General features: G+C 53.4%; 22 protein-coding genes. 12 read left to right on the top strand and 10 right to left on the bottom strand.

The window, feature by feature from the left end; all coding sequences use genetic code 11:
• Window positions 1-39 precede the first annotated feature (39 nt).
• Window positions 40-972, top strand: coding sequence for a DUF4062 domain-containing protein (locus tag K6123_RS13445; RefSeq protein ID WP_221798582.1), 933 nt, complete (start codon window positions 40-42; stop codon window positions 970-972).
• A gap of 18 nt (window positions 973-990) precedes the next feature.
• On the opposite strand, the gene K6123_RS13450 is transcribed toward K6123_RS13445, so the two are convergent.
• Both K6123_RS13450 and K6123_RS13455 read right to left on the bottom strand, forming a co-directional pair.
• Window positions 991-1,335, bottom strand: a complete 345-nt coding sequence (locus K6123_RS13450; protein WP_221798584.1) for an ArsR/SmtB family transcription factor — start codon at window positions 1,333-1,335, stop codon at window positions 991-993.
• Between the two features lie 94 nt (window positions 1,336-1,429).
• Window positions 1,430-2,521 (bottom strand): endonuclease/exonuclease/phosphatase family protein, encoded by a 1,092-nt coding sequence (locus K6123_RS13455; RefSeq protein ID WP_221798586.1) that lies wholly within the window; start codon window positions 2,519-2,521, stop codon window positions 1,430-1,432.
• Window positions 2,522-2,633: 112 nt separating this feature from the next.
• Here K6123_RS13455 and K6123_RS13460 point away from each other — a divergent pair, with 112 nt between their 5' ends.
• Genes K6123_RS13460 through sthA form a run of 3 tightly spaced genes read left to right on the top strand, consistent with a single transcriptional unit; the run spans window position 2,634 to window position 5,357 of the window.
• A complete protein-coding gene (locus K6123_RS13460) occupies window positions 2,634-3,665 on the top strand; it encodes an FAD:protein FMN transferase (protein WP_221798589.1) in 1,032 nt (343 codons plus the stop codon).
• Window position 3,666: 1 nt separating this feature from the next.
• On the top strand, window positions 3,667-3,906 hold the full coding sequence (gene nqrM / locus K6123_RS13465) for a (Na+)-NQR maturation NqrM (RefSeq protein WP_221798590.1): 240 nt from the start codon (window positions 3,667-3,669) through the stop codon (window positions 3,904-3,906).
• 59 nt (window positions 3,907-3,965) lie between these two features.
• Complete coding sequence (gene sthA / locus K6123_RS13470) at window positions 3,966-5,357, top strand: Si-specific NAD(P)(+) transhydrogenase (protein WP_221798592.1); 1,392 nt, start codon at window positions 3,966-3,968, stop codon at window positions 5,355-5,357.
• A gap of 95 nt (window positions 5,358-5,452) precedes the next feature.
• Here sthA and thiI read toward each other — a convergent pair whose 3' ends face one another.
• Window positions 5,453-6,934, bottom strand: a complete 1,482-nt coding sequence (gene thiI, locus K6123_RS13475; protein WP_221798594.1) for a tRNA uracil 4-sulfurtransferase ThiI — start codon at window positions 6,932-6,934, stop codon at window positions 5,453-5,455.
• A gap of 212 nt (window positions 6,935-7,146) precedes the next feature.
• Here thiI and phbB point away from each other — a divergent pair, with 212 nt between their 5' ends.
• Window positions 7,147-7,893 (top strand): acetoacetyl-CoA reductase, encoded by a 747-nt coding sequence (gene phbB, locus K6123_RS13480; protein ID WP_221798596.1) that lies wholly within the window; start codon window positions 7,147-7,149, stop codon window positions 7,891-7,893.
• Window positions 7,894-7,908: 15 nt separating this feature from the next.
• On the opposite strand, the gene K6123_RS13485 is transcribed toward phbB, so the two are convergent.
• Entirely contained in the window at window positions 7,909-9,129 is a 1,221-nt protein-coding gene (locus K6123_RS13485) for a tyrosine-type recombinase/integrase (RefSeq protein ID WP_221798598.1), read from the bottom strand.
• 165 nt (window positions 9,130-9,294) lie between these two features.
• Between K6123_RS13485 and K6123_RS13490 the strand changes: the two genes are divergently transcribed.
• The gene (locus K6123_RS13490; RefSeq protein WP_221798600.1) at window positions 9,295-10,083 is read left to right on the top strand and encodes a DNA/RNA non-specific endonuclease; all 789 of its coding nucleotides are present in this window, start codon (window positions 9,295-9,297) and stop codon (window positions 10,081-10,083) included.
• Between the two features lie 104 nt (window positions 10,084-10,187).
• Here K6123_RS13490 and K6123_RS13495 read toward each other — a convergent pair whose 3' ends face one another.
• Complete coding sequence (locus K6123_RS13495) at window positions 10,188-10,550, bottom strand: MerR family transcriptional regulator (RefSeq protein ID WP_221798602.1); 363 nt, start codon at window positions 10,548-10,550, stop codon at window positions 10,188-10,190.
• Window positions 10,551-10,624: 74 nt separating this feature from the next.
• Here K6123_RS13495 and K6123_RS13500 point away from each other — a divergent pair, with 74 nt between their 5' ends.
• A complete protein-coding gene (locus K6123_RS13500; protein WP_221798604.1) occupies window positions 10,625-11,494 on the top strand; it encodes an alpha/beta hydrolase family protein in 870 nt (289 codons plus the stop codon).
• Between the two features lie 96 nt (window positions 11,495-11,590).
• The gene (locus tag K6123_RS13505; RefSeq protein WP_221798606.1) at window positions 11,591-12,211 is read left to right on the top strand and encodes a LysE family translocator; all 621 of its coding nucleotides are present in this window, start codon (window positions 11,591-11,593) and stop codon (window positions 12,209-12,211) included.
• 72 nt (window positions 12,212-12,283) lie between these two features.
• Here the strand turns inward: K6123_RS13505 and K6123_RS13510 are convergent, their stop codons facing one another.
• From K6123_RS13510 to K6123_RS13520, 3 genes are all read right to left on the bottom strand, one after another.
• Window positions 12,284-12,694, bottom strand: a complete 411-nt coding sequence (locus K6123_RS13510) for a c-type cytochrome (protein ID WP_221798608.1) — start codon at window positions 12,692-12,694, stop codon at window positions 12,284-12,286.
• 13 nt (window positions 12,695-12,707) lie between these two features.
• Window positions 12,708-13,055 carry a hypothetical protein gene (locus K6123_RS13515; protein ID WP_221798610.1) on the bottom strand — a complete coding sequence of 116 codons (348 nt, stop codon included), beginning with the start codon at window positions 13,053-13,055 and terminating at the stop codon, window positions 12,708-12,710.
• A gap of 105 nt (window positions 13,056-13,160) precedes the next feature.
• On the bottom strand, window positions 13,161-13,937 hold the full coding sequence (locus K6123_RS13520; RefSeq protein ID WP_221798612.1) for a MipA/OmpV family protein: 777 nt from the start codon (window positions 13,935-13,937) through the stop codon (window positions 13,161-13,163).
• Between the two features lie 254 nt (window positions 13,938-14,191).
• Here K6123_RS13520 and K6123_RS13525 point away from each other — a divergent pair, with 254 nt between their 5' ends.
• Window positions 14,192-15,157 carry an alpha/beta hydrolase gene (locus K6123_RS13525; protein ID WP_221798614.1) on the top strand — a complete coding sequence of 322 codons (966 nt, stop codon included), beginning with the start codon at window positions 14,192-14,194 and terminating at the stop codon, window positions 15,155-15,157.
• A 101-nt stretch (window positions 15,158-15,258) separates the two neighbouring features.
• On the opposite strand, the gene K6123_RS13530 is transcribed toward K6123_RS13525, so the two are convergent.
• The gene (locus tag K6123_RS13530) at window positions 15,259-16,392 is read right to left on the bottom strand and encodes a (R)-mandelonitrile lyase (RefSeq protein WP_221798616.1); all 1,134 of its coding nucleotides are present in this window, start codon (window positions 16,390-16,392) and stop codon (window positions 15,259-15,261) included.
• Window positions 16,393-16,700: 308 nt separating this feature from the next.
• On the opposite strand from K6123_RS13530, the gene K6123_RS13535 reads away from it, so the two are divergent.
• Window positions 16,701-17,897 carry an MFS transporter gene (locus tag K6123_RS13535; RefSeq protein ID WP_221798619.1) on the top strand — a complete coding sequence of 399 codons (1,197 nt, stop codon included), beginning with the start codon at window positions 16,701-16,703 and terminating at the stop codon, window positions 17,895-17,897.
• A gap of 45 nt (window positions 17,898-17,942) precedes the next feature.
• Here K6123_RS13535 and K6123_RS13540 read toward each other — a convergent pair whose 3' ends face one another.
• Window positions 17,943-18,863 (bottom strand): AraC family transcriptional regulator, encoded by a 921-nt coding sequence (locus K6123_RS13540; RefSeq protein ID WP_221798621.1) that lies wholly within the window; start codon window positions 18,861-18,863, stop codon window positions 17,943-17,945.
• 211 nt (window positions 18,864-19,074) lie between these two features.
• On the opposite strand from K6123_RS13540, the gene K6123_RS13545 reads away from it, so the two are divergent.
• On the top strand, window positions 19,075-20,271 hold the full coding sequence (locus tag K6123_RS13545) for an MBL fold metallo-hydrolase (protein WP_221798623.1): 1,197 nt from the start codon (window positions 19,075-19,077) through the stop codon (window positions 20,269-20,271).
• 95 nt (window positions 20,272-20,366) lie between these two features.
• A complete protein-coding gene (rlmC, locus tag K6123_RS13550) occupies window positions 20,367-21,500 on the top strand; it encodes a 23S rRNA (uracil(747)-C(5))-methyltransferase RlmC (protein ID WP_221798625.1) in 1,134 nt (377 codons plus the stop codon).
• Window positions 21,501-21,652 lie beyond the last annotated feature (152 nt).

Here is a 21,652-nt window from a genome sequence, read left to right on the forward strand (position 1 = left end):
CTTGGGCTTTAAATGACAATTTTTGATGGGTGAGTCTGAATGCCAGAGAAGTACCGCCACATGGTGTACCTGGCGTCCAACATGGATGGCCTTGAGCTGGAGCGTTACGAGATCCAACGCTTGCTGGCTCGCAATGGAATGATAGACGTAGGCATAGCTTGCCCCCCAGCCGGAGTGAATTACGACTGGAACCTGGTCCGCCAACAAATTGAAATGGCGGATCTGTTTATTTTGCTGACTGGCGACAGTTATGGCCCGGTGACTCAAACCGGCATTAGCCATCTTCACCGGGAATATGTTCACGCTCGCACGCTCGACATTCCGGTAATTGGATTTCTGAAAAAGCTTCCCACAGGCAATCTTAATCCGGAGCAATTGCGCCTGAAGGGCTTTTACCAAATGGTCACCCAGCAGATCAGTTACAAGCTCTGGCATCTGCGAGACGAGTTGCTCGCCTACGTAAAATCCAATCTGAAAAGCATTCAGCCAACTCTTGGAGTTGGCTGGAGTCCAGCCGACCCTGTGCCTGAAACTCCGCAGTTGCCAGCACCCAGGCCACAGGCTATTGCCCCGGGCATCAGCGCCAGAGAAAAAATGGAGCTCTCTCGCAAGGAAGTAAAACTGGTCGTATCGGCCAAGGTTTATGAAGGCGGCAACCTCACCCCGGAAGAAGTCATTCTGCCTGCGCGACTGGATCAGTTATTCCGCGCATTACAGGGCAGTTTTACCTCATCAACCAGCGAGGATCGTATTCGCGCAGGATTGGAGAGTGTTATTAGCGACACCGTGCGCAAACAACTTCTGGGTCGACGCCCCTCAGCGCACGCCGTTGACGACATCAAGCTGTCAAAGATCCAGTTCCGGTCAATTCTGGAGTCATGGCAGTTGCTGGGACTGGTAGAGCACCAGTTTCATTCAGGCAGGGATTTCTGGAAGGCGATACCTGAAGCCAGCAGGGCAGGTACCGCCTGAGACGGCTGCTGCCGCTGATCATTTACTGCCGGAAAGTGCAATCCCGAGCAGTGACTGCTTTTGTTCCCACTCATCTTTCATGCTGTCGCACACCGTGCTGCACAAATCGAAGACGAACGGCGTTCCAATGCTGAAATAAGCCATATTGCCTTCCTGGCGACGCTTTACCATACCCTGGGTTTTCAGTGTAGAGAGGTGCTTGGACACGTTTGGCTGCGAAGCCCCGGTGGCCTCAACCAGCTGGGTTACAGATTTTTCACCGGCCTGCAAATGATGCAGGATCTTCAAACGCATGGGATCTGACAACAAACGAAAGCGCTGGGCGATTAACTCCAGCATTTCATCAGACAGGTTTTCTGGCATGACTTTCTCCTGAATTTCAAGCCAGTTTACCTCAAATCAAAATATTCCATCCTATTCATATAGGCATTTTTAGAAATTTTTATTTATAAGCTTATTACTTGGATGTTTTTGATTTATCAGTAAAAACCGCAATCAGCGGCAAATGATCCGATAGTCGAGAGGCGGCAGCACTCTGATCAACTTCGGCATTCAGACGCTCAAGCTGACGACTGTAAAACAGATAGTCAATGGTACGGTCCGGGCCAGACACATCAGGATCGTTAGGGTAGTGGGTGTACCAGCTTGCTGGTGTAACCAGTACTTCCGCCAGTGATGGCACTGAAGGCCAGTGCAGCAAAGGCTCCAGCTCCGTTTGCGGGTCATACAGATATTGTTGCGAGGCCTGCAGATGGGCGTATTGTCCGGGCATCAGCAAATTCAGGTCGCCACCAAAGACAAAAGGCAGTCGGGCATTGTCATAACCAGACAATAGCCCGGCAGCCATCAAGGCCTGGCGCTGCATCGTATCCGACCCCTGAGCAAAAGCATCAAAGTGAGTATTAATCAAATGCCAGGGAGTACCGGAAGAAGTCGGCAGTTCAACATCCAGCAAAGCTCGCTTCAGATAAAACTGACTGGAAACCCAATCCATTGGCGGCTGCGGCAATTGATAGCGCACAGGTTTTTCAAGTCGGTAGCGCGACAAGGTCACCAGCTTCATGCCAACACTACCCATAATTCGCGGGTGAGGAATGAAATCAGCCTTCCAGTACCAGGCTGACGCCTGGCATGGATACATTGCAGAGGGCAACAAATCCATCAACGCCGCTAACTGATCCCGATGATCTGTCGCTGCTGCGCCGTCATGAACTTCCTGCAGCAATACAACATCTGGATGGTGCCGCTGAATCAGCCCTGCAATGCCCTTGAGCGTGGCAGCTATATCCTTCGCAGCCGGGCGATCGTCCGGCCCGGCATTATTGGGCAGGTCGTAATAGAAAACGTAGTTTTTACCCGCAAAAAACTGCACGTTGTAGCTCATTACCTTGAGCGGCTGCTGATGATCAAAAACCGGTGCGTCGAGCGAGCACTCGATATCAGCCACTTGTTCCGGTGCCGGATGCCAGGTGCTCAGCCAAACCCAGGCAAAAAAGCCTGCAACCACAGTCGTCAACGCCAATAAAATGACTAACACGATCTTTTTCATGCAATTCCCTGATTTTATTAATCATGGCGATTCGAAAAACGGACTTTATCACCCGCCGGCGATGATTATCAGGGATCTTGGCTGTATACTGGCGCGCCATCAAGGGGGATTCATGCCTAAGCACCTTATACTCGCCTTTTCGTTTCTTTTTATCCTGACGGCTTGCTCAAAAGAGCCTGAAGTTGTTCGTATATCCGGCCCCACCATGGGCACCCAATACCACGTTAGCTGGGTCGGTGACGAGTCCAGCGCAGAAGCCATTCAGGCTGACATCGATGCCCTGCTGGTGCAGGTCAACAAGTCGATGTCGACGTATGACCCACAATCCGAACTATCGCTGCTGAATCAGCAAAAACAAGCCATTGATCAAACCATCTCAGCCGGACTGGCGGATGTATTGACCGAGGCCCTGGAAGTCAATCACAAATCTGAAGGCCTGTTTGACGTCACCGTCGGCCCGCTGGTTAATGCCTGGGGATTCGGCCCAGGCAAGCACCTCGACGAACGCCTGCCACAGAATGAAGTGGATGATCTGCTGACCCAAATTGGCTCCGACCACATTCATCTGAACGGCCAGCAACTGCAATCGGATATTCCGCTCTATATCGACCTGTCAGCTATTGCCAAGGGCTGGGGCGTTGATCAGGTTGCCGAGTTGCTGGTCAGCAAGGGCATCAATTCCTACCTGGTTGAAATTGGCGGCGAGCTGCGTATTGCAGGCAACAAGCCCGACGGGGCCAGCTGGCGCATTGCCATCGAGCGACCAACCAGCGAAGTTTCCGACCGTCAGGTACAACTGATTCTGGAGCCCGGCCAGGCAGGTGTTGCCACCTCTGGCGACTACCGCAATTACTTCGAAGAGAATGGCGTGCGCTATTCTCACACTATCAACCCCAAAACCGGCTATCCGATCACCCATCGACTGGCATCTGTCACCGTGATTGCCGACAAATGCTCAATGGCCGACGCCTGGGCGACTGCCCTGAATGTGGCGGGCCCGGAATTGGCGATGGAATTAGCCAATCAAAACAAACTGGCAGCGTTTATTATTGTCCGTACAGATACGGGCTTTAGCGAGGCCGCATCCGACGAATTCAAACGCCGTTTCCCGGGAGCACTGGAACAAGCGGCAGCAGGAGATTGATATGACCATGTTTCTGGTGGCATTTGGTGCCATGTTGTTGATTGTGGCCGGCATGGCGATTGGCGTCATTATGGGCCGCAAGCCAATTAGCGGATCATGCGGGGGTATGTCTGCGATTGGTATGGACGTCGCTTGTGACATCTGCGGCGGCGACAAGAACAAGTGCAAAACCGAAAGTGAAATTGCAGCCAAGAAGTCCAAGAATGCCGACTTCTACGACGCGACCTCAGGTAAGCGTTAAGTTACTGCAAGCAATAACCAAAAAAATTCAGAAGAACACTCAGACTGGAGATGGAGTAAATGGCTGATTACCGCTACGACGTAGTCATCATTGGGGCAGGGCCTGCGGGTGAAGGCGCTGCCATGAATGCGGCAAAACACGGCAAAAAAGTGGCTGTGATTGAAGACAAGAAACTGGTCGGCGGTAACTGTACCCATCTGGGCACCATTCCATCCAAGGCACTGCGTCACGCGGTCAAACAGATCATCCAGTTCAACACCAACAACATGTTCCGTGAAATTGGTGAACCGCGCTGGTTCTCTTTCCCGCAGGTGCTGCAGAGCGCCGAGAAGGTGATTGGCAAGCAGGTCAAGATGCGTACCGAATACTACGGTCGCAATCGCATCACGGTTTACACCGGCAAAGCCCGTTTTGCCGATGCCAACGCCGTTGATGTTTATCAGGGCAACATGAGTAATACCCGCTTGCATGCCAAGGAAATTGTCATCGCAACCGGTTCCAGCCCATGGCGCCCAAGCAACATCGATTTCAACCACCCGCGCATTTACGACTCCGACACCATTCTGAAGCTGGAACACACGCCGCGCACCATCATCATCTATGGCGCTGGTGTTGTTGGTTGCGAATACGCGTCGATCTTCTCTGGCCTCGGTGTAAAGGTAGACCTGATTCACCCGGGCGACCGTTTACTGAACTTCCTTGATGACGAAATCTCTGATGCGCTCAGCTACCACCTGCGCGACAAGGGTGCACTGATTCGCCACAGCGAGCAGTTCGACTCCGTCGAAGCTAACGACCGTTATGTCACCATGACCATGGCGTCCGGTAAAAAGGTCAAGGCTGACGCCTTCCTGTGGGCTGCTGGCCGCAGTGGCAACACTGCCAATCTGGGACTGGAAAATGTTGGTATCGAAACCAACTCCCGCGGCCAGATTGATGTCGATAAAGAATACCGCACCTGCGTCCAGAATATTTACGCCATTGGTGATGTGATTGGCTGGCCAGCTCTGGCATCTGCGGCGTACGACCAGGGTCGTGCGGCGGCTTCCGTGATTGCCTGTCCGTCCGACTTCCACTATGTGGATTCCGTACCGACCGGTATTTACACCATTCCAGAGATCAGCTCGGTTGGTAAAACCGAACGTCAATTGACGGAAGAAAAGGTGCCTTACGAAGTTGGCCAGGCGTTCTTCAAGAACATTGCCCGCGCCCAGATCACTGGCGAAGGGGTTGGCATGCTGAAGTTGCTGTTCCATCGCCAGACGCTGGAAATCCTTGGCATTCACTGCTTTGGTGACCAGGCCGCCGAGATTGTGCACATCGGCCAGGCCATCATGAACCAGCAGGGCGAAGGCAACACCATGCGTTACTTCGTCAACAACACCTTCAACTACCCAACCATGGCGGAAGCCTACCGGGTCGCAGCGTTGAATGGTCTGAACCGTCTGTAACTGAAGATGGAGAGTCGCCTGTCTCAGGCGACTCCGCAGCCATCATAAAAAAGGCCGCATCAGCGGCCTTTTTGTTATGCAAGGTTGCCTGGAAGTCAGGCCGCTCCATCCCGATATACGCCAAACACACCGGCGTGTTTCTGATTCAAATGGTGCGCGTGAATCTTGCTCATGGTACCTTTCTGGCAGTACAGCAGATAGCGCTGCGCCCCGGAAACGTCCAGCTCAGCCAGACGACTGTCCAGTTCATAGAAAGGAATAGCCAGCACCTTGTTGTTGGCGAACTGCAGCTCAGCGCCTTCCAATTCACCCGGATGACGGATGTCGATAATTACATCGGAAAGAGCCGGGGTATTTAACTGCACCACATCCTCAAGACCGGTTTCAGCTTCGGCCAGAACTTCGTCGATTCGTTGAATCCTTGCGTTGGCCAGGGCATTTTCCAGCACCTGCATATCGAACGCCTGTTCGGCTTTTTCGGTTTTGACCAGATCACCCTGGGTCAGCGGGTTAACAGAAATCACCCCGCAATATTCCGGCATACTGGCAGCAAAGGCTTCAGTGCCTATGCGACGCGAAATCGCAATGATGTCCTGCTTGTCCATGGTGGACAGCGGACGCAGCACCATACAGTCGGCCGCACGATCAATGATCGCCAGATTGGAAATGGTCTGGCTGGCAACTTGTGCAACCGCTTCGCCGGTAGCAATCGCATGCACATTCATACGAGAGGCAACCCGCGAGGCCGCACGCATCATCATACGTTTCAGCACCACGCCCATCTGGCCGTCATCGACGTTGGTGAGGATTTCAGTGACCACATCCTCAAACGGCACAGTGACAAACTTCACCCGATGACTTTCACCGTAGAGCGACCATATGTAATGAGCGACTTGCTTGACGCCAATTTCATGCGCGCTGCCACCCAGATTGAAAAAGCAGAAATGGGTTTTGAGGCCGCGACGGGTCAGCAAATAGCTGGCAACAGTTGAGTCATAACCGCCGGAAATCAGCGACATAATCTCGCCCTGACTGCCCAGCGGAAAACCACCCAAACCCTGAATACGATGCTTGACCACATGCACCTTGTCGTTGCGAATTTCGACATTCACAACCACATCCGGATTTTTAAGTGACACCCCGGCTGCTTCCGTTTCCTTCAGCAGACCACCACCCATGTAGATTTCAGCCTGATGGGAGGTGAAGTCATGATTGCCCGCACGCTTGACCCGCACACAAAAGGTTTTTCCCTTGATAACATCGCGATTGGCTTCACGCACCAATTGATAGGCCTGATCCAGGGTCTCGAACGGGTGTTCGTCGATTTCCAGCGAATAACCAATACCCGGCGTATGCGACAGAATCTGAACCATCCGGCGATGGACGGTCTCAGGGTCAGAGTCTTCGGTCACATTGACGGCAATCACCAGACTGTCCCAGCGGTCCTGCACGTCAGCAGACACATCATGCTTGCGACACAGATTGCGCAAGTTGGCGCGCAGGATTTTGGTCATCTGCTTGCGCACTGACTTGGATTTGATAGTAATTTCGGGGAACAGCTTGATGACGAACTTCATGAGATTCTTACGGAGGATAGGGGCAAAGGGAAGCGATTATAACCCAGGTCATCAAAGGGTTCACTCGAACTGGTGTAAGGTGATGCCAATTGGGTCAGTCATGCCAAATCGAGACAACCGAAACAAGAAAGCTGGACTCATTAACCGTGTTGTCATATCAAGATAGCAAGCTAAGTTTGACCATAGCCGAAAGAGCAAAAGGAGTGGATAGTATGTCTAAACGCGTTGCATTGGTTACCGGTGGAACCGGGGGAATTGGTACTGCGATTTGCAAGAAACTGCATGACGACGGTTACCAGGTAGTGGCAGGGTATTACTCAGGCGGCAAGCATGAGAAAGCCCAGGCTTGGCAGGCTGAACTGGCCGCAGAAGGCTATGATATTGCGCTGGGATTCGGCAACATCACCGACTGGGAATCCTGTGAAGCTTGTATCGATAATATTCGCAAGGATTTCGGCCCGGTCGACATTCTGGTCAACAACGGCGGTATCACCCGTGATACCACGTTGCGTAAAATGAGTCCTGAGATGTGGCATGACGTCATCGCCACCAACCTGACTTCCGTGTTCTTTATGACCCGCTTGGTGATTAACGACATGCTGGAGAAGAAGTGGGGGCGCATCGTCAACATTTCATCTATCAATGGTGAGAAAGGCCAATTCGGTCAGGCCAACTATTCTGCTGCCAAGGCAGGTATGTACGGTTTCACCAAAGCAGTTGCCCAGGAAGTTGCTTCCAAAGGCATCACTGTGAACACGGTTTCTCCTGGCTACATTGCAACCAGCATGATCATGGATGTACCAGAAGAGATTCGTGAAGGCATTCGAAAGTCTATTCCGGTTGGCCGTTTTGGCGAACCTGAAGAGATCGCTCGTGTCGTCAGCTTCCTGGCTTCCGAGGAAAACGGTTTCATTACAGGTGCAAACATTTCTGCCAACGGCGGTCAGTATATGCACTAACAGCTGTTAGCCGGACTAGTACTCCGGCTTCAGTTTCTTGTTGCGGGCGCTGGCATGGCGCTCGCGCATTTCGGTATCGATATACCGATCCGTTGTCGCCAGACTGGCGTGACCAGCGTCTTCCTTCACATGTTCCTTCGGACGATATTTCACATCCTCGGAAATTCCGGTGTGACGCAACCAGTGGACTGTTGCCACCTTCAATTCATTGGCTTCCTGTTCCAACCCTTGAGCACGCATAGCCTCCCAGGTTTGATCAAAGCAAAATTGCACCAGATAACGGATCTGCCGGGTACTGGTAACCGGCCCCTTGCCACGCAGCTTGGCAACCAGCGGCGTTTGTTCGCCGGGTGTCGGCAACTCAGACAGGCCCAGATGATTTCGATAACGACGCAGGGCAGTGAGCATCTCATCCGACACTGTGACCATGCGCGCCTTGTTACCTTTACCAACGACCCGCAGCCACCAGTTGCCATCCATATCACGCTGAAAATCACCCATCACCGGTGTCGAACGCTCATCAGCCACCAGTTCTGAAATCCGCAAATACATAGCAAACAAACAACGCATTACAAACAACGAACGCTCATGTTCACGGGGATTTTCTGCCGCCAGCTTCTCGACCGTTTCCATCACATAGTCCCACTGCAGATTGGAAATCCGCCGGATCGGTTCGGAGTAGGCATGGCGCTGCAGGAACTTGCTTTTCTGGCGGATCAACGCCACCGGATTGCCTTCCAGGTAGTCCTCCTGAATCAGGAAATTGAAGTAGGAAGACAAAACCGCAAATAGCGATTGCAGGCTTTTCTGCGACAGTTCAAAACCCGGCGAGGCATCGGCATTCACAAACGGTCGCCATTTGGTGTTGGCAATCCGCTGGCCCTGATTGGTAATAAAGCGGGGGACTTGTACCGGCCCAACCCAGCTGGCAGGCGGTGCCTGGCAAAATCGTATGTACTCCTCCAGATCTGCCCGCCGCAGCTGTTGCAACGACTTACCATGAACAAAGAACGCCCACTGCAGTAGTCGCTCAGCTTCACGGCGATAGCTGTTAAAGGTAGCCGTCGAACCATTAAAGCTGATCAGAAAACCTAACGTATGTACGATGTCGTCAAAAGCGCCATCAACCTCGTTGAGCCGGGGAATACGCCGGGCGATTTCGCGAGCGTCAGTCAGCGGGCTGACAAGGTAGTTCAGGTTGTCAAAAAAGGCGACTGGACTGGCAGGCTGACTCATGAAAAATCCCGACATCTGATAATTATCGGAAATAGTGACAATTCAAACGGTCAATTGCAAGTATGCCAACGCCAGCAGCCGTCCTTGGCATGAGCCGAAAAGTCAGGCAAAGGTCTTAATTATTGGCTAGAGTAACTCAGCTTAAAGTTGTAGAAGTTGAAATTCATGAAAGTCATTGTAGTCATACTGTGCCTGTTGGCAGGCGCAGCTCAGGCCGCCGATGAATTATGCGGTAACTATGGTTGCCCAATCGGCATGTCGGCATCCAATCAACGGGTCGAACGACCGATTTACATACTCAGCAACAATGCCACAACCAAGTTCGCGGACTGGGCTGCGTACCGGGTTACGCCGGCAACTATCAATGGCCCAAGTCGTAAACGCCACTGGAAAGCTGACCCGGAGATCGCGCCAGAAAACACGCTGGAACCGGACGATTACCGTGGCGCACATGAAAACCTGCAAACCGATCGCGGCCACCTGGTGCCGCTGGCGTCGTTCAGCAATACCGAGTTCTACAAGATGACCAATTATCTGTCGAACATCACGCCACAGAAATCCAATCTAAACCAAGGCCCATGGGTCGACCTCGAAACTGCAGTTCGGCAATTGGTTGAAACCGGTCAAACCGTGTTTGTAGTGACCGGGCCCATGTATGAATCTTTTAGCGGAGATTTGCCTGGCGCAGATGAAACGCACCGGATTCCCAGCGGCTATTTCAAAATCATCAGCGTTTGGCAGGCGGAGCAGCCGCGGCTATCCGCATTTGTGATGCCGCAAAGTGCAGGCCGTAAAGACAATTATTGTGGCTTTGAAGTCAGCGTCGATGAAGTTGAGCGTCGGACCGGACTGGATTTCATGCCAGCCATGCCGAAAGAGCTACCGGATGGCGAATTGAATGTTGAAAATAAAACCGGCGGTTTAAGCCAGGATCTGGGCTGCCAAGCCCCTTAAAAGCCATATTTCCAACTATTCCGATAATATCAATTATCGGAAATATAAGAGATAACCAAGGCGCGCTCTGCGCCTGTTTAAATGGTCTGGATTCTGAATCGTGTTCAGCCCAACGACTTTTTGTCCGGACACATGCCCGCCAGCGCAGCATCTATTTCACTTTTGATAGCTGCCAGCTCGGCGATTTTTTCTGCAATCTCGTCACGCTTGTCGCGCAAATGCAGCTCCATCTCGCGTGGCGTTAACGAATTCTGATACAGCAACACAGCCAGACTTTTGATTTCTTTCAGCGTAAAACCCAGATGCTTGGCCCGCTTGATCAGCTTTAATTGCCGAACCACGCTTTCGTCGTAATGCCGATACCCGTTGCCAGATCGGACCGGCGCCGGGATCAGACCTTCCTTCTCATAAAAACGAATGGTATCGCGGCTCAAATGGGTCGCTTCGATCACTTCTCTCATCTGCATGCAGCTTGTCCTTGACTATGGAGTTAACTCCATAGTTTAGGCTGCATTGAATTCGACTGAAACAGGATCAAACCATGCAGGTTCAATTTGTCACTGATGACCAGGTCACCCTCAACGGCTACTGGTTTGACGCAGAAAATCCCCAAGGTGCGGTTTTGCTGAACCCAGGCACCGCCACCCAAACACTGTTTTACAAAAACTTTTGCGAGTTTCTGGCCGTCAACCGGTACCAGGTGCTGCTATGGAATTATCGGGGTTTTTGTGAATCGCGCTCGGGATCACTCAAAGATGCAAACTATCGCTACTCTGACATCGGCCGTTTCGACATCCCGGCTGCAATTGCCGCCATCAAAAGCCGTGCCCGTGCAGACCTGCCGCTGTTTTGCATTGGCCACAGTGCCGGTGGTCAGCAGTTCGGCTTTGCCAGTAATGCCGAAGATATCAAAGGCCTGATCGCAGTGGCGTCGTCTGCCGGATACTTCCCTAACATGCCGCTGGCCTATCGTCTCAAGGCGCTGTTTTTCTTCCGGATGTTTTCACCGCTGTCTTCGGCCTTGCTCGGCTATGTTGCTGCCAGCAGATTCAATTTGATGGAGGATCTAACCAGCAATCTGGCTCGCGAATGGAATGACTGGTGCAGTGAACCCAACCTGTTTTTCGCCGACCGCTATTACGGCAAAACCATTGAGAAAGGACACTATGAGAACATGCCGATGCCGGTACATGTGATCAGCGCCAACGACGATGAAATCTGCACGCCTGCTAACATCGACAACTTCTGGAAACACGTTAAAAGCCGCCAGGGAATTTCGTTCAGTCAGTATCCGGCGGCTGATTCTCCGTCTAAAAAGATCGGTCACTTCGGCTATTTCAAGCGCTCGAACAGCTACATCTGGGAAGATATCCTGCAGCAGCTGGAAAGCTGGCGTAGCTCCAGCAGCTAACCCATTTCACAACCTGGCACCCAGACAAATAACTTGTTGCAGTCAGCCGCCTGAGGCAGAGTTGCAACTCGCCAACCCTGCCAGGATGTCTCCGCGATGTTTGATCCCCTGCTATTTTTGTCTTTTCTTGCTGCAGCGACCCTACTGGCGATCACCCCGGGACTTGATACCCTGATGGTGCTTCGAGCATCCATCAGCAAAGGGCCTGTTCCGGCATTCTATGCGGCAGTCGGCATTCTGCTCGGATGTCTGGCCTGGGGGGCTGCTGTTTCGCTTGGGCTTGGGGCGATTTTGCAGGCTTCAGAGGTGTTGTATCTGGCAATCAAGCTGGCTGGCGCTGGTTACCTGATATGGCTGGGCGCATGTCTGCTGCTTCAACCGAGGACAGCATTGAACGATGCATATGAAACACCTGCTGGCGACAGCTGGCAGGTGCTCTGGCAAGGCCTGATCACCAATTTGCTGAATCCGAAAGTTGGCATTTTCTATGTTTCCTTCCTGCCACAGTTTATTCCCGCCGACACCAATGTTGCCCTGTATTCTTTTATGCTGGCTGGTATCCACACTCTGATATCTGCACTCTGGTTTGCCGTACTGATTGTACTGAGTAAAAAGTTGCGTACGACCCTGTTCAAGCCCAGAGTCGTTACCTCACTGGATCGAATAACTGGCGGACTGTTTGTTGTTCTGGGATACAAGCTGGCAGGATCATCCTGATCAAGCCAGCCTGGGGCTTTGGGTGCTTGCGTTTTGAAAGACCGGGAAACCAGTTAGCTGTGGCGAATGCCACTAATGCTGCTGGAGGGTAATGCCGTTGGCTTGCTGAACTTCCCGAATAAATTTGACGATGGCCGAAGCTTCGTAAAAGCCGACCCCTGGCTGTTTTGGCATATCGCCATAAGGCCAGTGGTGTTGGCGCACGCCATTATGAATGGCACTGAATATGGATTTGTCGCTGTGATGGCCGGGATTGTAAATCGCGTGAATCAGTGACGGCCCTTGCATTGTTCCTGAGCCATTTTCACCGTGGCAACTGGCACAGCTCTGGTTGAACTGCAGTTGCCCTGCACTGCCCATTTCGCTCAACGCTGGCAGGCGGACATCAACGTGCCCCTGGCGATGATCTGCCAACGCGGAATTGGCCAGCAACAGCATGATTAGCAGCCCCGAGGTCCGTTTCAGCAAACATTGCAATAACATGATTAAATCCAATCTAACGCTTGGGCGATTTGTTGCAGCAGTGTGCTTCGTGACGGGAGTTGTTGTGGATGTTCTGGTCGATCTGGCGTTGCCAGCCCAGTCTCAGCTGGCTCCACCAGTGTTCACTGACGGAGCCGCCGTGTTTTTCCACCACTGCGATGACTTCATCGATATTGTGGCTTGACGCGTCATAAGCCAGTTTCAGTACCTGCCTGGGCGCATCCAGCTTAACCTTGTCCATCCAGGGGAAGGCGCCCAGTTCCTCGGCGGTTTGTGAGGCGGCCTGTTCACTCAGGCCACACAAACTGAGGCGGTGCTTGACCACAAAACCCGGGTTGATAGCGGTTTTATACTGGCTCATGAAACTTCTCCCTGACGGTAAAACTGCCATCAGTATACGAAAGCTGGCCAAACAGCTGCATGACCCGAAGATTACAATTCTGTCATCCTGTCGCAGCCGCCCGTGTCAGAAAAGCTGGCTGTACATCAGATTCACGCCCATCGCGGTTTTGCGATCAGTCAGCGGGCTGTCAGTAATTTCCTTGCCATAACGGGTGTGAGTCAGCTGCAAACGTACAGCCCCTGCCAATACGCCCGCGCGCGAAAAAGCCAGGCTGTATTGCTGATTCATGGTGCCGTTTGGCGAATATTGCGGCCGTCCGGGGCGAGCTTCCGAGGCTTTGACGCCGTAATAATAATCGACGTACTGCTGGCTTTGCCAAATTGCCTGAATACCCGGTTCGATACGAAATCCTGCTACCAGCAGACCATAGGAAGCCCCGGCCGTCGTTTCATAACCCTGATAAACATTGAGCAAATCGTGCATGGCGGTCAGGTTCAGCTGCCAGTTGCCTGGCCGATAGTCCATCCGCAAACCGCCAGCCATGGAATAGCTGCGATCATCCATGCCTTTTAATGCCGGGCTATCAGAAGACGAATAACCAGCGAACACCGGGTTCACCTGCAAGGCGACGCCCACTGCCCCCACTCGGGCCAGATCGTAACGGGCGTAAGGCCCATATAGATGAAACCGGTCGCCCCGATAAATCACCATCGGAAATGGAATCACCCGACGGTCAAAGCCTTGGTAAACATCCTGCGATGACACCATGCCAACGCCCACGCTCCAGGGTGATGACTGCTCGGCTTGCGCCAAAGAAGCAGCCACGCAGGCAAATCCGGCGGCTAACGACATCAGCGTTCGGTGTGAACGATCAGGATTACTGGTGCGAACGGACTTCACAAGAGGCCTCCGGCAATGAAAAGTGTCAATAACTGTTAATGAGAATACTGTGAACAGCGAACAACCAACATGGTCGCAATGGCAACAAGCCGTTCCAGACACGCCGTGTATGTCAGCAGAGTTATCTCCTTCAGCCAGGATCCAGAGAATCAGGCAATGAATACAGAGAATCCATGTACCGCCCGATCAGCCACTGTCGGCATAGTAAACATCAACGAATAACTTCCTGATTTCTCAAACGAAGGAGCAAGACCATGCAACTGACTCAAGAATGGGATAAAACCTTCCCTGCCAGCGACAAGGTAAACCACCAGAAGGTCACCTTCAAAAACCGTTACGGCATTACCCTGGCGGCTGACCTGTACACGCCCAAAGCTCCGATCGATCACAGCCGTCCAGCACTGGCGGTAAGCGGCCCATACGGTGCAGTAAAAGAACAGGCATCCGGCCTGTACGCCCAGACCATGGCAGAACGTGGCTACATCACCCTCGCCTTCGACCCATCCTACACCGGCGAAAGCGACGGCGAACCGCGTCACCTGTCTTCCCCTGAGATCAACACCGAAGACTTCAGCGCGGCGGTCGACTTCCTCGGCCTGCAGCAGCAAGTAGATCGCAACAGGATCGGCATCATTGGTATTTGCGGTTTTGGTGGTATGGCACTGAACGCCGCTGCCGTCGACAAGCGCATCAAGGCCGTCGTCACAACCAGCATGTACGATATGTCCCGGGTGATGTCGAAAGGTTACTTCGACGCCATGACGCCCGAACAGCGCAGCGTGGCACTGGCAGCCATGAGCCAACAGCGCTGGGCGGATGCCGAAGCCGGTGAACCTGCCCTGTCCGGCGTCGGCTTGCCAAACGAACTGACTGGCGAAGAGCCTCAATTCGTCGCCGAGTACTTCGATTATTACAAGACGCCACGTGGCTTCCACGCCCGTTCAATCAACTCCGCCAGCTCCTTCCTGGCCACGACAGCTCTTTCTTTTATGAACATGCCGTTGCTGACCAATATTGCGGAAATTGCACCGCGCCCGATTCTGCTGATTGCCGGTGAGAATGCTCACTCCCGTTATTTCACCGAAGACGCCTTTGCCGCGGCGGCAGAGCCAAAGCAAAAGCTGATTCTGGATGGCATGGTTCACGTTGATCTGTACGATCAATTGGACAAAATCCCATTCAACGCCATCGACGCTTTCTTTGGTGAAAATCTGGTGTGAATTAACCGCCAGAACGGATTCTTTCAGCAATCGCAAAACCAAAAACCCGAGTCGTTACCGACTTGGGTTTTTTATTTCGCCAGACAAATCAGGCTCGTCCGCTACTTCTTCACGACGTCGGCAATGGCAGCAACAACCCGCTGGCCCACAGACTTGCCAACCCGGTAATCCAGCAGGCTGCCAATGTCTTGCAGTTGCTGCTGACTCAAGCCGGTATTCATGGCCATAAAGATATGGGAGCGGAGTTGTGAGTCCGTGCCATCCATCGACGCCAGCATGGCGACAGTCAGGACTTCGCGAGCCTGATTGTCGAGCAAGCCACGGCCGAATACATCACCAAACAAATGCTTGCGCAGAAAGGTATTGGCAGCTGGTGCAAAATCAAACAAAGGCCCTTCGACCGGGTGGCCAACCAGTTTGGTCTGGATCTTGGTTCCGGCCGCCAGCGCATTCTCTGGCAGCTCTGTCGCTGCGTCACCGATAACGTCTTTTTTACCCTCAGCCTTGCGCTCTTCCACGACCGCCATCATGGTCGCGAGGGCGTTGAGAGCTTTCGGGAAACCACCGTACGGATACAGGTGAATCATCACTTCTTTCAGTTCATTCACCGTCAGGCCAGCATCGAGCGCGTTGTTCAAGGCAATTTTCAGTGAGCCTGACTGATTGCCGGCAGCATAGGCAGCCACCACGGCCAGTTGCTGGTAACGGCTGTCCAATGCCTTCAGTTCGGGCTGCTGATCGGCCAGCGAATCGAGCGCCGCCTGATATTGAGCGTCGGTCACCTTGTCTTTCCAGGTAACGTTTTCACCTTTTTCGTTGCTGCCAGTGATTACAAAATGCGTCATGGCGGAATGCGGCGTTGCGCCGTGCCAGTGATCAATATCCTCCGGACACCAGACGGCTTCACCCTCATGAAATTCCACCACCTGCCCCGCACGGGTGGCCGTGATCGCCGTGCCTTTGGTTACTACCATATGCTGCCCGGCTGGATGCGAATGCCAGGCAGTGCGGGCGCTCGGCTGAAAGGTGACGTAAGCGCCGGAAAAAGGTTTCTGATCGCCGGGGAACACCACCTGCACATCAACCTGACCGGTGAAGAGTGTTTGCGGGCCGCTGAAGCTCGGTTGGCTGCCTGCGCTATAGACAAGCTGGTCTTTTTCTACCGCAGCGGCTTCACCAGACAAAGCCGCCAGCGCCAACAAGGCTGCCGGGCTAAGACGTGTTTCGTTCGACATAAGGGATCTCCGTAATCAAGGGCTTGAAGTTGGCCGGGAACCAGTTATTAGAGCGTTTTGCGCCTCTGGCTCAGTACACTGATTGCCTGAAGTTCTTGCCTGATTCTCTGATGAGGTGAATAGAAGAGCTGAATGGCGCTGAACAGCAAACCAATAAGCACCCGGCCTGGATGTTGTTATTATGACCGCCGTCACCGGGAGTTATTCATGAGCAGAAATCATTACCGCAACCGGTTTATTTGAATTAAAACCTGGGCCCGACGAGCGTAAGCTGCGGCCCAGGCCAATCCAGCCGGGAGCTTTACTGTATGAACCTGCCTCGTGATGCCATTGCTTTCTGGGGCACCGCTGTTGCGTTAATTCTGGCTTACGCCTCTTCCTCCACCCCTGTTCCACTTTATGAAACCTGGCGTGTTGCTGATGGCCTGACCTACTCCGATTTATCCCTCAGTTCGGTGATTTATTTTATTGGTGCCGTGTCCGCACTGATGTTCTTTGGCCGCTTGTCTGATTTTCTCGGTCGTCGCCCCATTGCAATCCTGGCGATGTTGCTGGCGGCTATTTCCAGCGTGCTGTTTATGTTTGTCGATAGCGCCTTGCCATTGCTACTCGGGCGTGGCTTGCAAGGTCTGGCCAGCGGCCTGGCCTCAACCGCCATGACCGCCTGGATTGTTGATTCAGCCAAACCTCATCAACGCTCATTGCCACCCCTGATCATCAGTGTCAGCCCACTGGTTGGCCTGTCGCTGGGCAGTCTCGGCGGTGGCGCACTGATCACCTACGCACCACTGCCGCGCACGCTGGTATTTCTGACCAGTCTGGCGCTGATCATTATTTCAACCTTGATGCTGTGTTTTGCGCGTGAATCCATCAGCCGCAAGCCCGGCGTGCTGCAATCCATGAAGCCGCTGGTCGGCTTGCCTGAAGCAGGTAAACGCTGGTATCCGATTGCCGCCATTACCTTTACCTGCACCTGGGCCATGGGCGGTTTCTATCAGGCGTTTGGTCCAACCATTGCTGCCCAGTACCTGCATTCAACCACCGCCATTGCCGCTGCCATCGTGTTTGCGTCTTTTATGATGCCAAGCATTTTTGGCGCGACGCTGGCCAGCAAGCTGACACAGGAACGGGCAGTGATTCTGGGTTTACTGGTATTCATGGTTTCCGCTGCCGGCGTGGCGGTTTCGCTGTATTTCGGTGCGCTGGTGCCGTTCCTTATCTGTGGCGCCTTGGCAGGTACCGCACAAGGCGCCTGCATGAATGGCGGCATCCGACTACTCATGACGGGCGCCCAGCCGCACCAACGCGCCAGCACCTTTTCGGTGATTTACGCCACCGCCTACACTGGCGCGGCGATTCCTACTCTGGTGGTTGGCCGCCTGACTGGCAGCTTTTCGCTGATGGAATTGGTATTCGGCTACGCCATGCTGGCGGTACTGGGATTTGCATTGGTGTCGTTGCTGATGCTGGCACAGCTGCGCAAACAGCAACTGCCTCTTGTCTGATAAAAGATTCTGGCAAGGCATGCCTTGCCCCTACCCGATTTTTCGTCAGGCGCGCATCGCCAAGCGCAGATTCTCGATATCCCGTTTCGGCGGTGCACCGTACAAGCGGCTGTATTCCCGGCTGAATTGCGAAGGGCTTTCGTAGCCCACTTCGTAGGCAGCACTGGAGGCATCCAGGTGTTCGTTCAGCATTAATCGCTTGGCTTCATTCAGGCGCAGCCATTTCTGGTATTGCAGCGGGCTCATACCGGTAAGCTGACGAAAATGATGATGAAAGGTCGGTGTGCTCATTTGCACCCGCGTAGCCAGCTCATCAATTTTCAGTGAGGCGGCATAGTTAAGCTTGAGCCAGTCGATGGCTTTAGCAATTCGGAAGCCCTGGCTATCGATCGAGGCGATCTGACGCAACCGTTGGGCCTGATCCGTTTGTAGCAGCCGGAAGTGAATTTCACGCTTGATCATGGGGGCCAGAATATCAATGGCTGCCGGTTCATCCAGCAAGGAAAGCAAACGCTGGAAGGGTTCGACCAGAGTGACGGAGGCGTCGCTGAGCCACAGTCCAACGCCTTTGTCGGCAGAGCCTTGACGAGCCTGTGCAGGCACTGCCCCCATCGCTGCCAGCTCGGCAATCAACCGCAAATCCAGCTGTAGCACCAGACCTACACAAGGCTGTTGCGGGCTGGCTTCCACCACCTGGGAACTGGCGGGCAAATCCAGCGACGTAATCAGAAACCGCCTGGTGTCATACGGAAATTGCTGCTCGCCGATATGCATGATTTTGCGGCCTTGCATCACCATCACCACGCTAGGTTGAATCAGGCAAACATCGGGCTGGGTTGGCTGGTCGCGGCGAAACAAGCCCAGGCCGTCGATGGCGGTCGGGTAATCACCGGTTTTCTGCGCATGGCTGCAAATTACAGCGGCCATATGGGCATTGATTCGATCAAGATCGGTTGTCCGGGTCATGGCAAGACCTGTCGCAAGCAGTTGATTGCCGAAGTTTACTTCAGGACTTTCGCGTTTGCCTTTAAACCCCGGATAACTCAGAGGATCAGGCAAGAATTACAGAGGATTTTGATACGGCTTGCGACGCTTGTTATGAAAAATAGAGCATGAGAGAAATAGAGCCAGTGGTCTGTGCTCCAAACAGCCACCAAAGTTATGCGCCGGAGGTTTTGTGGGTTTATTACTGAAAATTGTACTGATTATTGTCGTTGGGGCTGCCTTGCTGGCATTCGGTATCTGGCTGTTTTTGCAGCAGAACCAGTTCGATGAGCCGGAAGTTGCACCAGCATTGCGGCAGCCAGCGCCGTCGATCACAGGATCCGCCCGTTATCAGGATGGCAAATTTCATAATCTGGAAAATACGGTGGTAATGACACAGGCAGCCGAACCGACACAGAAAAAGTCCGGGCTGTTCGGCAACCTGTACAAGTTCCTGTTTGCCAAAACGCCAGGTGCGGTACCAGAACAACCCCTGCCTTCGCGCAAGACGGATTTGTTCAACCTCGACCCGGCAGAGAATCTGGTGGTCTGGATGGGACACTCCAGTTATTTCATCCAGCTGGATGGTCAGCGGATTCTGATTGATCCGGTCTTCAGCCAATATGCGTCGCCAGTTCCGGGCACCAATGGTGCCTTTGCAGGCACCAATATTTACACCACCGACGACATCCCGCAGCTGGATCTGTTGCTGATTAGCCACGATCACTGGGACCATCTGGATTACCCGACGATTAAAGGGCTGCAAGGCAAGGTAAAACAGGTGGTTACGCCGTCTGGTGTGGGCTCTTATTTCCGCCAGTGGGGCTGGCCAGCCGCACAAATCCTTGAAGGCAACTGGGGTGATGTATTTAGTAGCGGCAATCTGGATGTGCACATTCTGCCAGCCCGCCATTTCTCTGGACGCCTGTTCGAGCGCAACCGCACCCTGTGGGCGTCCTTTGCGCTGATCACTCCGGATCATCGTTATTACCTTAGCGGCGACACCGGCTACGGCCAGCATTTCAAGGCGATTGGTGACGCCTTTGGGCCGTTCGATCTGGCGATTCTGGAGTGCGGCCAGTACAACGCCAACTGGGCAAACATTCACATGATGCCAGAAGAAACCGCGCTGGCAGCCATCGAACTGCAAGCCAGCAAGGTAATGGCAGCCCACAACAGCAAGTTCAAACTGTCCCGTCACAGCTGGCAGGAGCCGCTTGAGCGCATCAAGCTGGCCAGCGAAAGCCAGCCCTGGCATTTGCTGACGCCGATGATTGGCGAGTTGGTGGATGTTGATGACAACAACCAATTGTTTACCGAATGGTGGCAGCCAGCAGAAGACGGTCAGATTGCAGAACAGGCTGACAGCATGCGCCAACCTGCTGGTTAAACAAATTTTCGCACTCGTGAAGATAATGAAATTGAATCGTTGATTCTGGCTGCCACGACTATATTTGCGCCTCATTTCTGTCAGCGTTCGCATGTATGTCGTGTCCCTATTTTGAGCAGTCGCTGTGCCGCTCCTGTTCACTGCTCAATACGCCGTACGACCAGCAGGTCGAAGCCAAAAGCCGGACCCTGCAGGCACTGACCGGCATCCCGCAATCGCAATGGCTGGCGCCTTGCACCAGTGCTACTGAAGGCTTTCGCAATAAGGCCAAAATGGTCGTCATGGGAGTCGCCCAGGCTCCGGTGCTGGGCATTGAAATTGAAACTGCTGACGGTTTTCAGCCCCTGTCGTTACTCGATTGTCAGCTCTATCCGCAAAGCATGCAGACGCTGCTACTGGATCTGCCGGAGTGGATTCGCAGCTCCGGCTTGCCGCCTTATAACCGTCACAAGCGTCGTGGTGAACTGAAATACCTGTTACTGAGCCAGAGCCACAGCAGCGGCCAGTTTATGCTGCGGCTGGTTTTGCATAGTGAAAAAACGCTGGAGCGAATTCGTCATAACCTGCCACGCTTGTTGCAACAGCACCCCGCAATTGCCGTGGTTAGCGCCAATATCCAGCCCGTTCACATGGCCCGCCTGGAAGGCGAGCAGGAAATATTTCTGACCGGACAGCAAACCCTGGAAGAGAGCTTTAACGGCATTCCGCTGTTTATGCGCCCCAAAGGGTTTTTCCAGACCAATCCGGTGATTGCCGAGCAGCTGTACGCCACCGCCGCCCGCTGGGCCAGCGAAGGCAGCACAAAACACGTCTGGGATCTGTTCTGTGGCAGCGGCGGTTTTGCGCTGCATTGTGCATCGTTCGCCAGCCGCGTGACCGGCATTGAGATTGAAGCCGAAGCGATTGCCTGCGCCCGTTTGTCTGCCAGTCGTCTGGGTATCGACAATCTCGATTTTGATGCGCTGGACTCGGCCGCATTCAGCCAACAGCAGGCAGCGGTTGCACCGGACCTGGTGATTGTGAATCCACCCCGTCGTGGCCTTGGTGACGAACTGGCGCAACGGCTGCGTGAGCTGGCACCAGCGCGGATCATCTATTCCAGTTGTAATCCCGCTACGCTGCAGAAAGATCTGCAAACATTGCAGTATTCCGTAGTGCGGGCCCAGTGGTTCGATATGTTCCCCAACACCGAACATATGGAAGTATTGGTCGAGTTGCGGCGAGACTAACCCTTCAGTTATTTATTCACTGGCCGCCGTTAGTGCAACCCCGGCCAGCTTCTGAAGATGTCATAACCGCATATCCGCGTTTAAGGCAATAATCCTTCCCTTTGTGTCCATTGGTTAGGCCGCCTCATTGCGTTAGACTTCGCCGCTTGTAA

Origin of the sequence: Oceanobacter mangrovi (assembly GCF_019740315.1) — a bacterium.
Classification (GTDB): domain Bacteria; phylum Pseudomonadota; class Gammaproteobacteria; order Pseudomonadales; family Oceanobacteraceae; genus Oceanobacter; species Oceanobacter mangrovi.

What these genes read in the sequence shown, in the direction of transcription:
- K6123_RS13445 (WP_221798582.1), top strand. Translation starts at nt 40, where the DNA reads ATGCCAGAGAAGTACCGCCACATGGTGTACCTGGCGTCCAACATGGAT.
- K6123_RS13450 (WP_221798584.1), bottom strand. Translation starts at nt 1,335, where the DNA reads ATGCCAGAAAACCTGTCTGATGAAATGCTGGAGTTAATCGCCCAGCGC.
- K6123_RS13455 (WP_221798586.1), bottom strand. Translation starts at nt 2,521, where the DNA reads ATGAAAAAGATCGTGTTAGTCATTTTATTGGCGTTGACGACTGTGGTT.
- K6123_RS13460 (WP_221798589.1), top strand. Translation starts at nt 2,634, where the DNA reads ATGCCTAAGCACCTTATACTCGCCTTTTCGTTTCTTTTTATCCTGACG.
- nqrM (WP_221798590.1), top strand. Translation starts at nt 3,667, where the DNA reads ATGACCATGTTTCTGGTGGCATTTGGTGCCATGTTGTTGATTGTGGCC.
- sthA (WP_221798592.1), top strand. Translation starts at nt 3,966, where the DNA reads ATGGCTGATTACCGCTACGACGTAGTCATCATTGGGGCAGGGCCTGCG.
- thiI (WP_221798594.1), bottom strand. Translation starts at nt 6,934, where the DNA reads ATGAAGTTCGTCATCAAGCTGTTCCCCGAAATTACTATCAAATCCAAG.
- phbB (WP_221798596.1), top strand. Translation starts at nt 7,147, where the DNA reads ATGTCTAAACGCGTTGCATTGGTTACCGGTGGAACCGGGGGAATTGGT.
- K6123_RS13485 (WP_221798598.1), bottom strand. Translation starts at nt 9,129, where the DNA reads ATGAGTCAGCCTGCCAGTCCAGTCGCCTTTTTTGACAACCTGAACTAC.
- K6123_RS13490 (WP_221798600.1), top strand. Translation starts at nt 9,295, where the DNA reads ATGAAAGTCATTGTAGTCATACTGTGCCTGTTGGCAGGCGCAGCTCAG.
- K6123_RS13495 (WP_221798602.1), bottom strand. Translation starts at nt 10,550, where the DNA reads ATGCAGATGAGAGAAGTGATCGAAGCGACCCATTTGAGCCGCGATACC.
- K6123_RS13500 (WP_221798604.1), top strand. Translation starts at nt 10,625, where the DNA reads ATGCAGGTTCAATTTGTCACTGATGACCAGGTCACCCTCAACGGCTAC.
- K6123_RS13505 (WP_221798606.1), top strand. Translation starts at nt 11,591, where the DNA reads ATGTTTGATCCCCTGCTATTTTTGTCTTTTCTTGCTGCAGCGACCCTA.
- K6123_RS13510 (WP_221798608.1), bottom strand. Translation starts at nt 12,694, where the DNA reads ATGTTATTGCAATGTTTGCTGAAACGGACCTCGGGGCTGCTAATCATG.
- K6123_RS13515 (WP_221798610.1), bottom strand. Translation starts at nt 13,055, where the DNA reads ATGAGCCAGTATAAAACCGCTATCAACCCGGGTTTTGTGGTCAAGCAC.
- K6123_RS13525 (WP_221798614.1), top strand. Translation starts at nt 14,192, where the DNA reads ATGCAACTGACTCAAGAATGGGATAAAACCTTCCCTGCCAGCGACAAG.
- K6123_RS13530 (WP_221798616.1), bottom strand. Translation starts at nt 16,392, where the DNA reads ATGTCGAACGAAACACGTCTTAGCCCGGCAGCCTTGTTGGCGCTGGCG.
- K6123_RS13535 (WP_221798619.1), top strand. Translation starts at nt 16,701, where the DNA reads ATGAACCTGCCTCGTGATGCCATTGCTTTCTGGGGCACCGCTGTTGCG.
- K6123_RS13540 (WP_221798621.1), bottom strand. Translation starts at nt 18,863, where the DNA reads ATGACCCGGACAACCGATCTTGATCGAATCAATGCCCATATGGCCGCT.
- rlmC (WP_221798625.1), top strand. Translation starts at nt 20,367, where the DNA reads ATGTCGTGTCCCTATTTTGAGCAGTCGCTGTGCCGCTCCTGTTCACTG.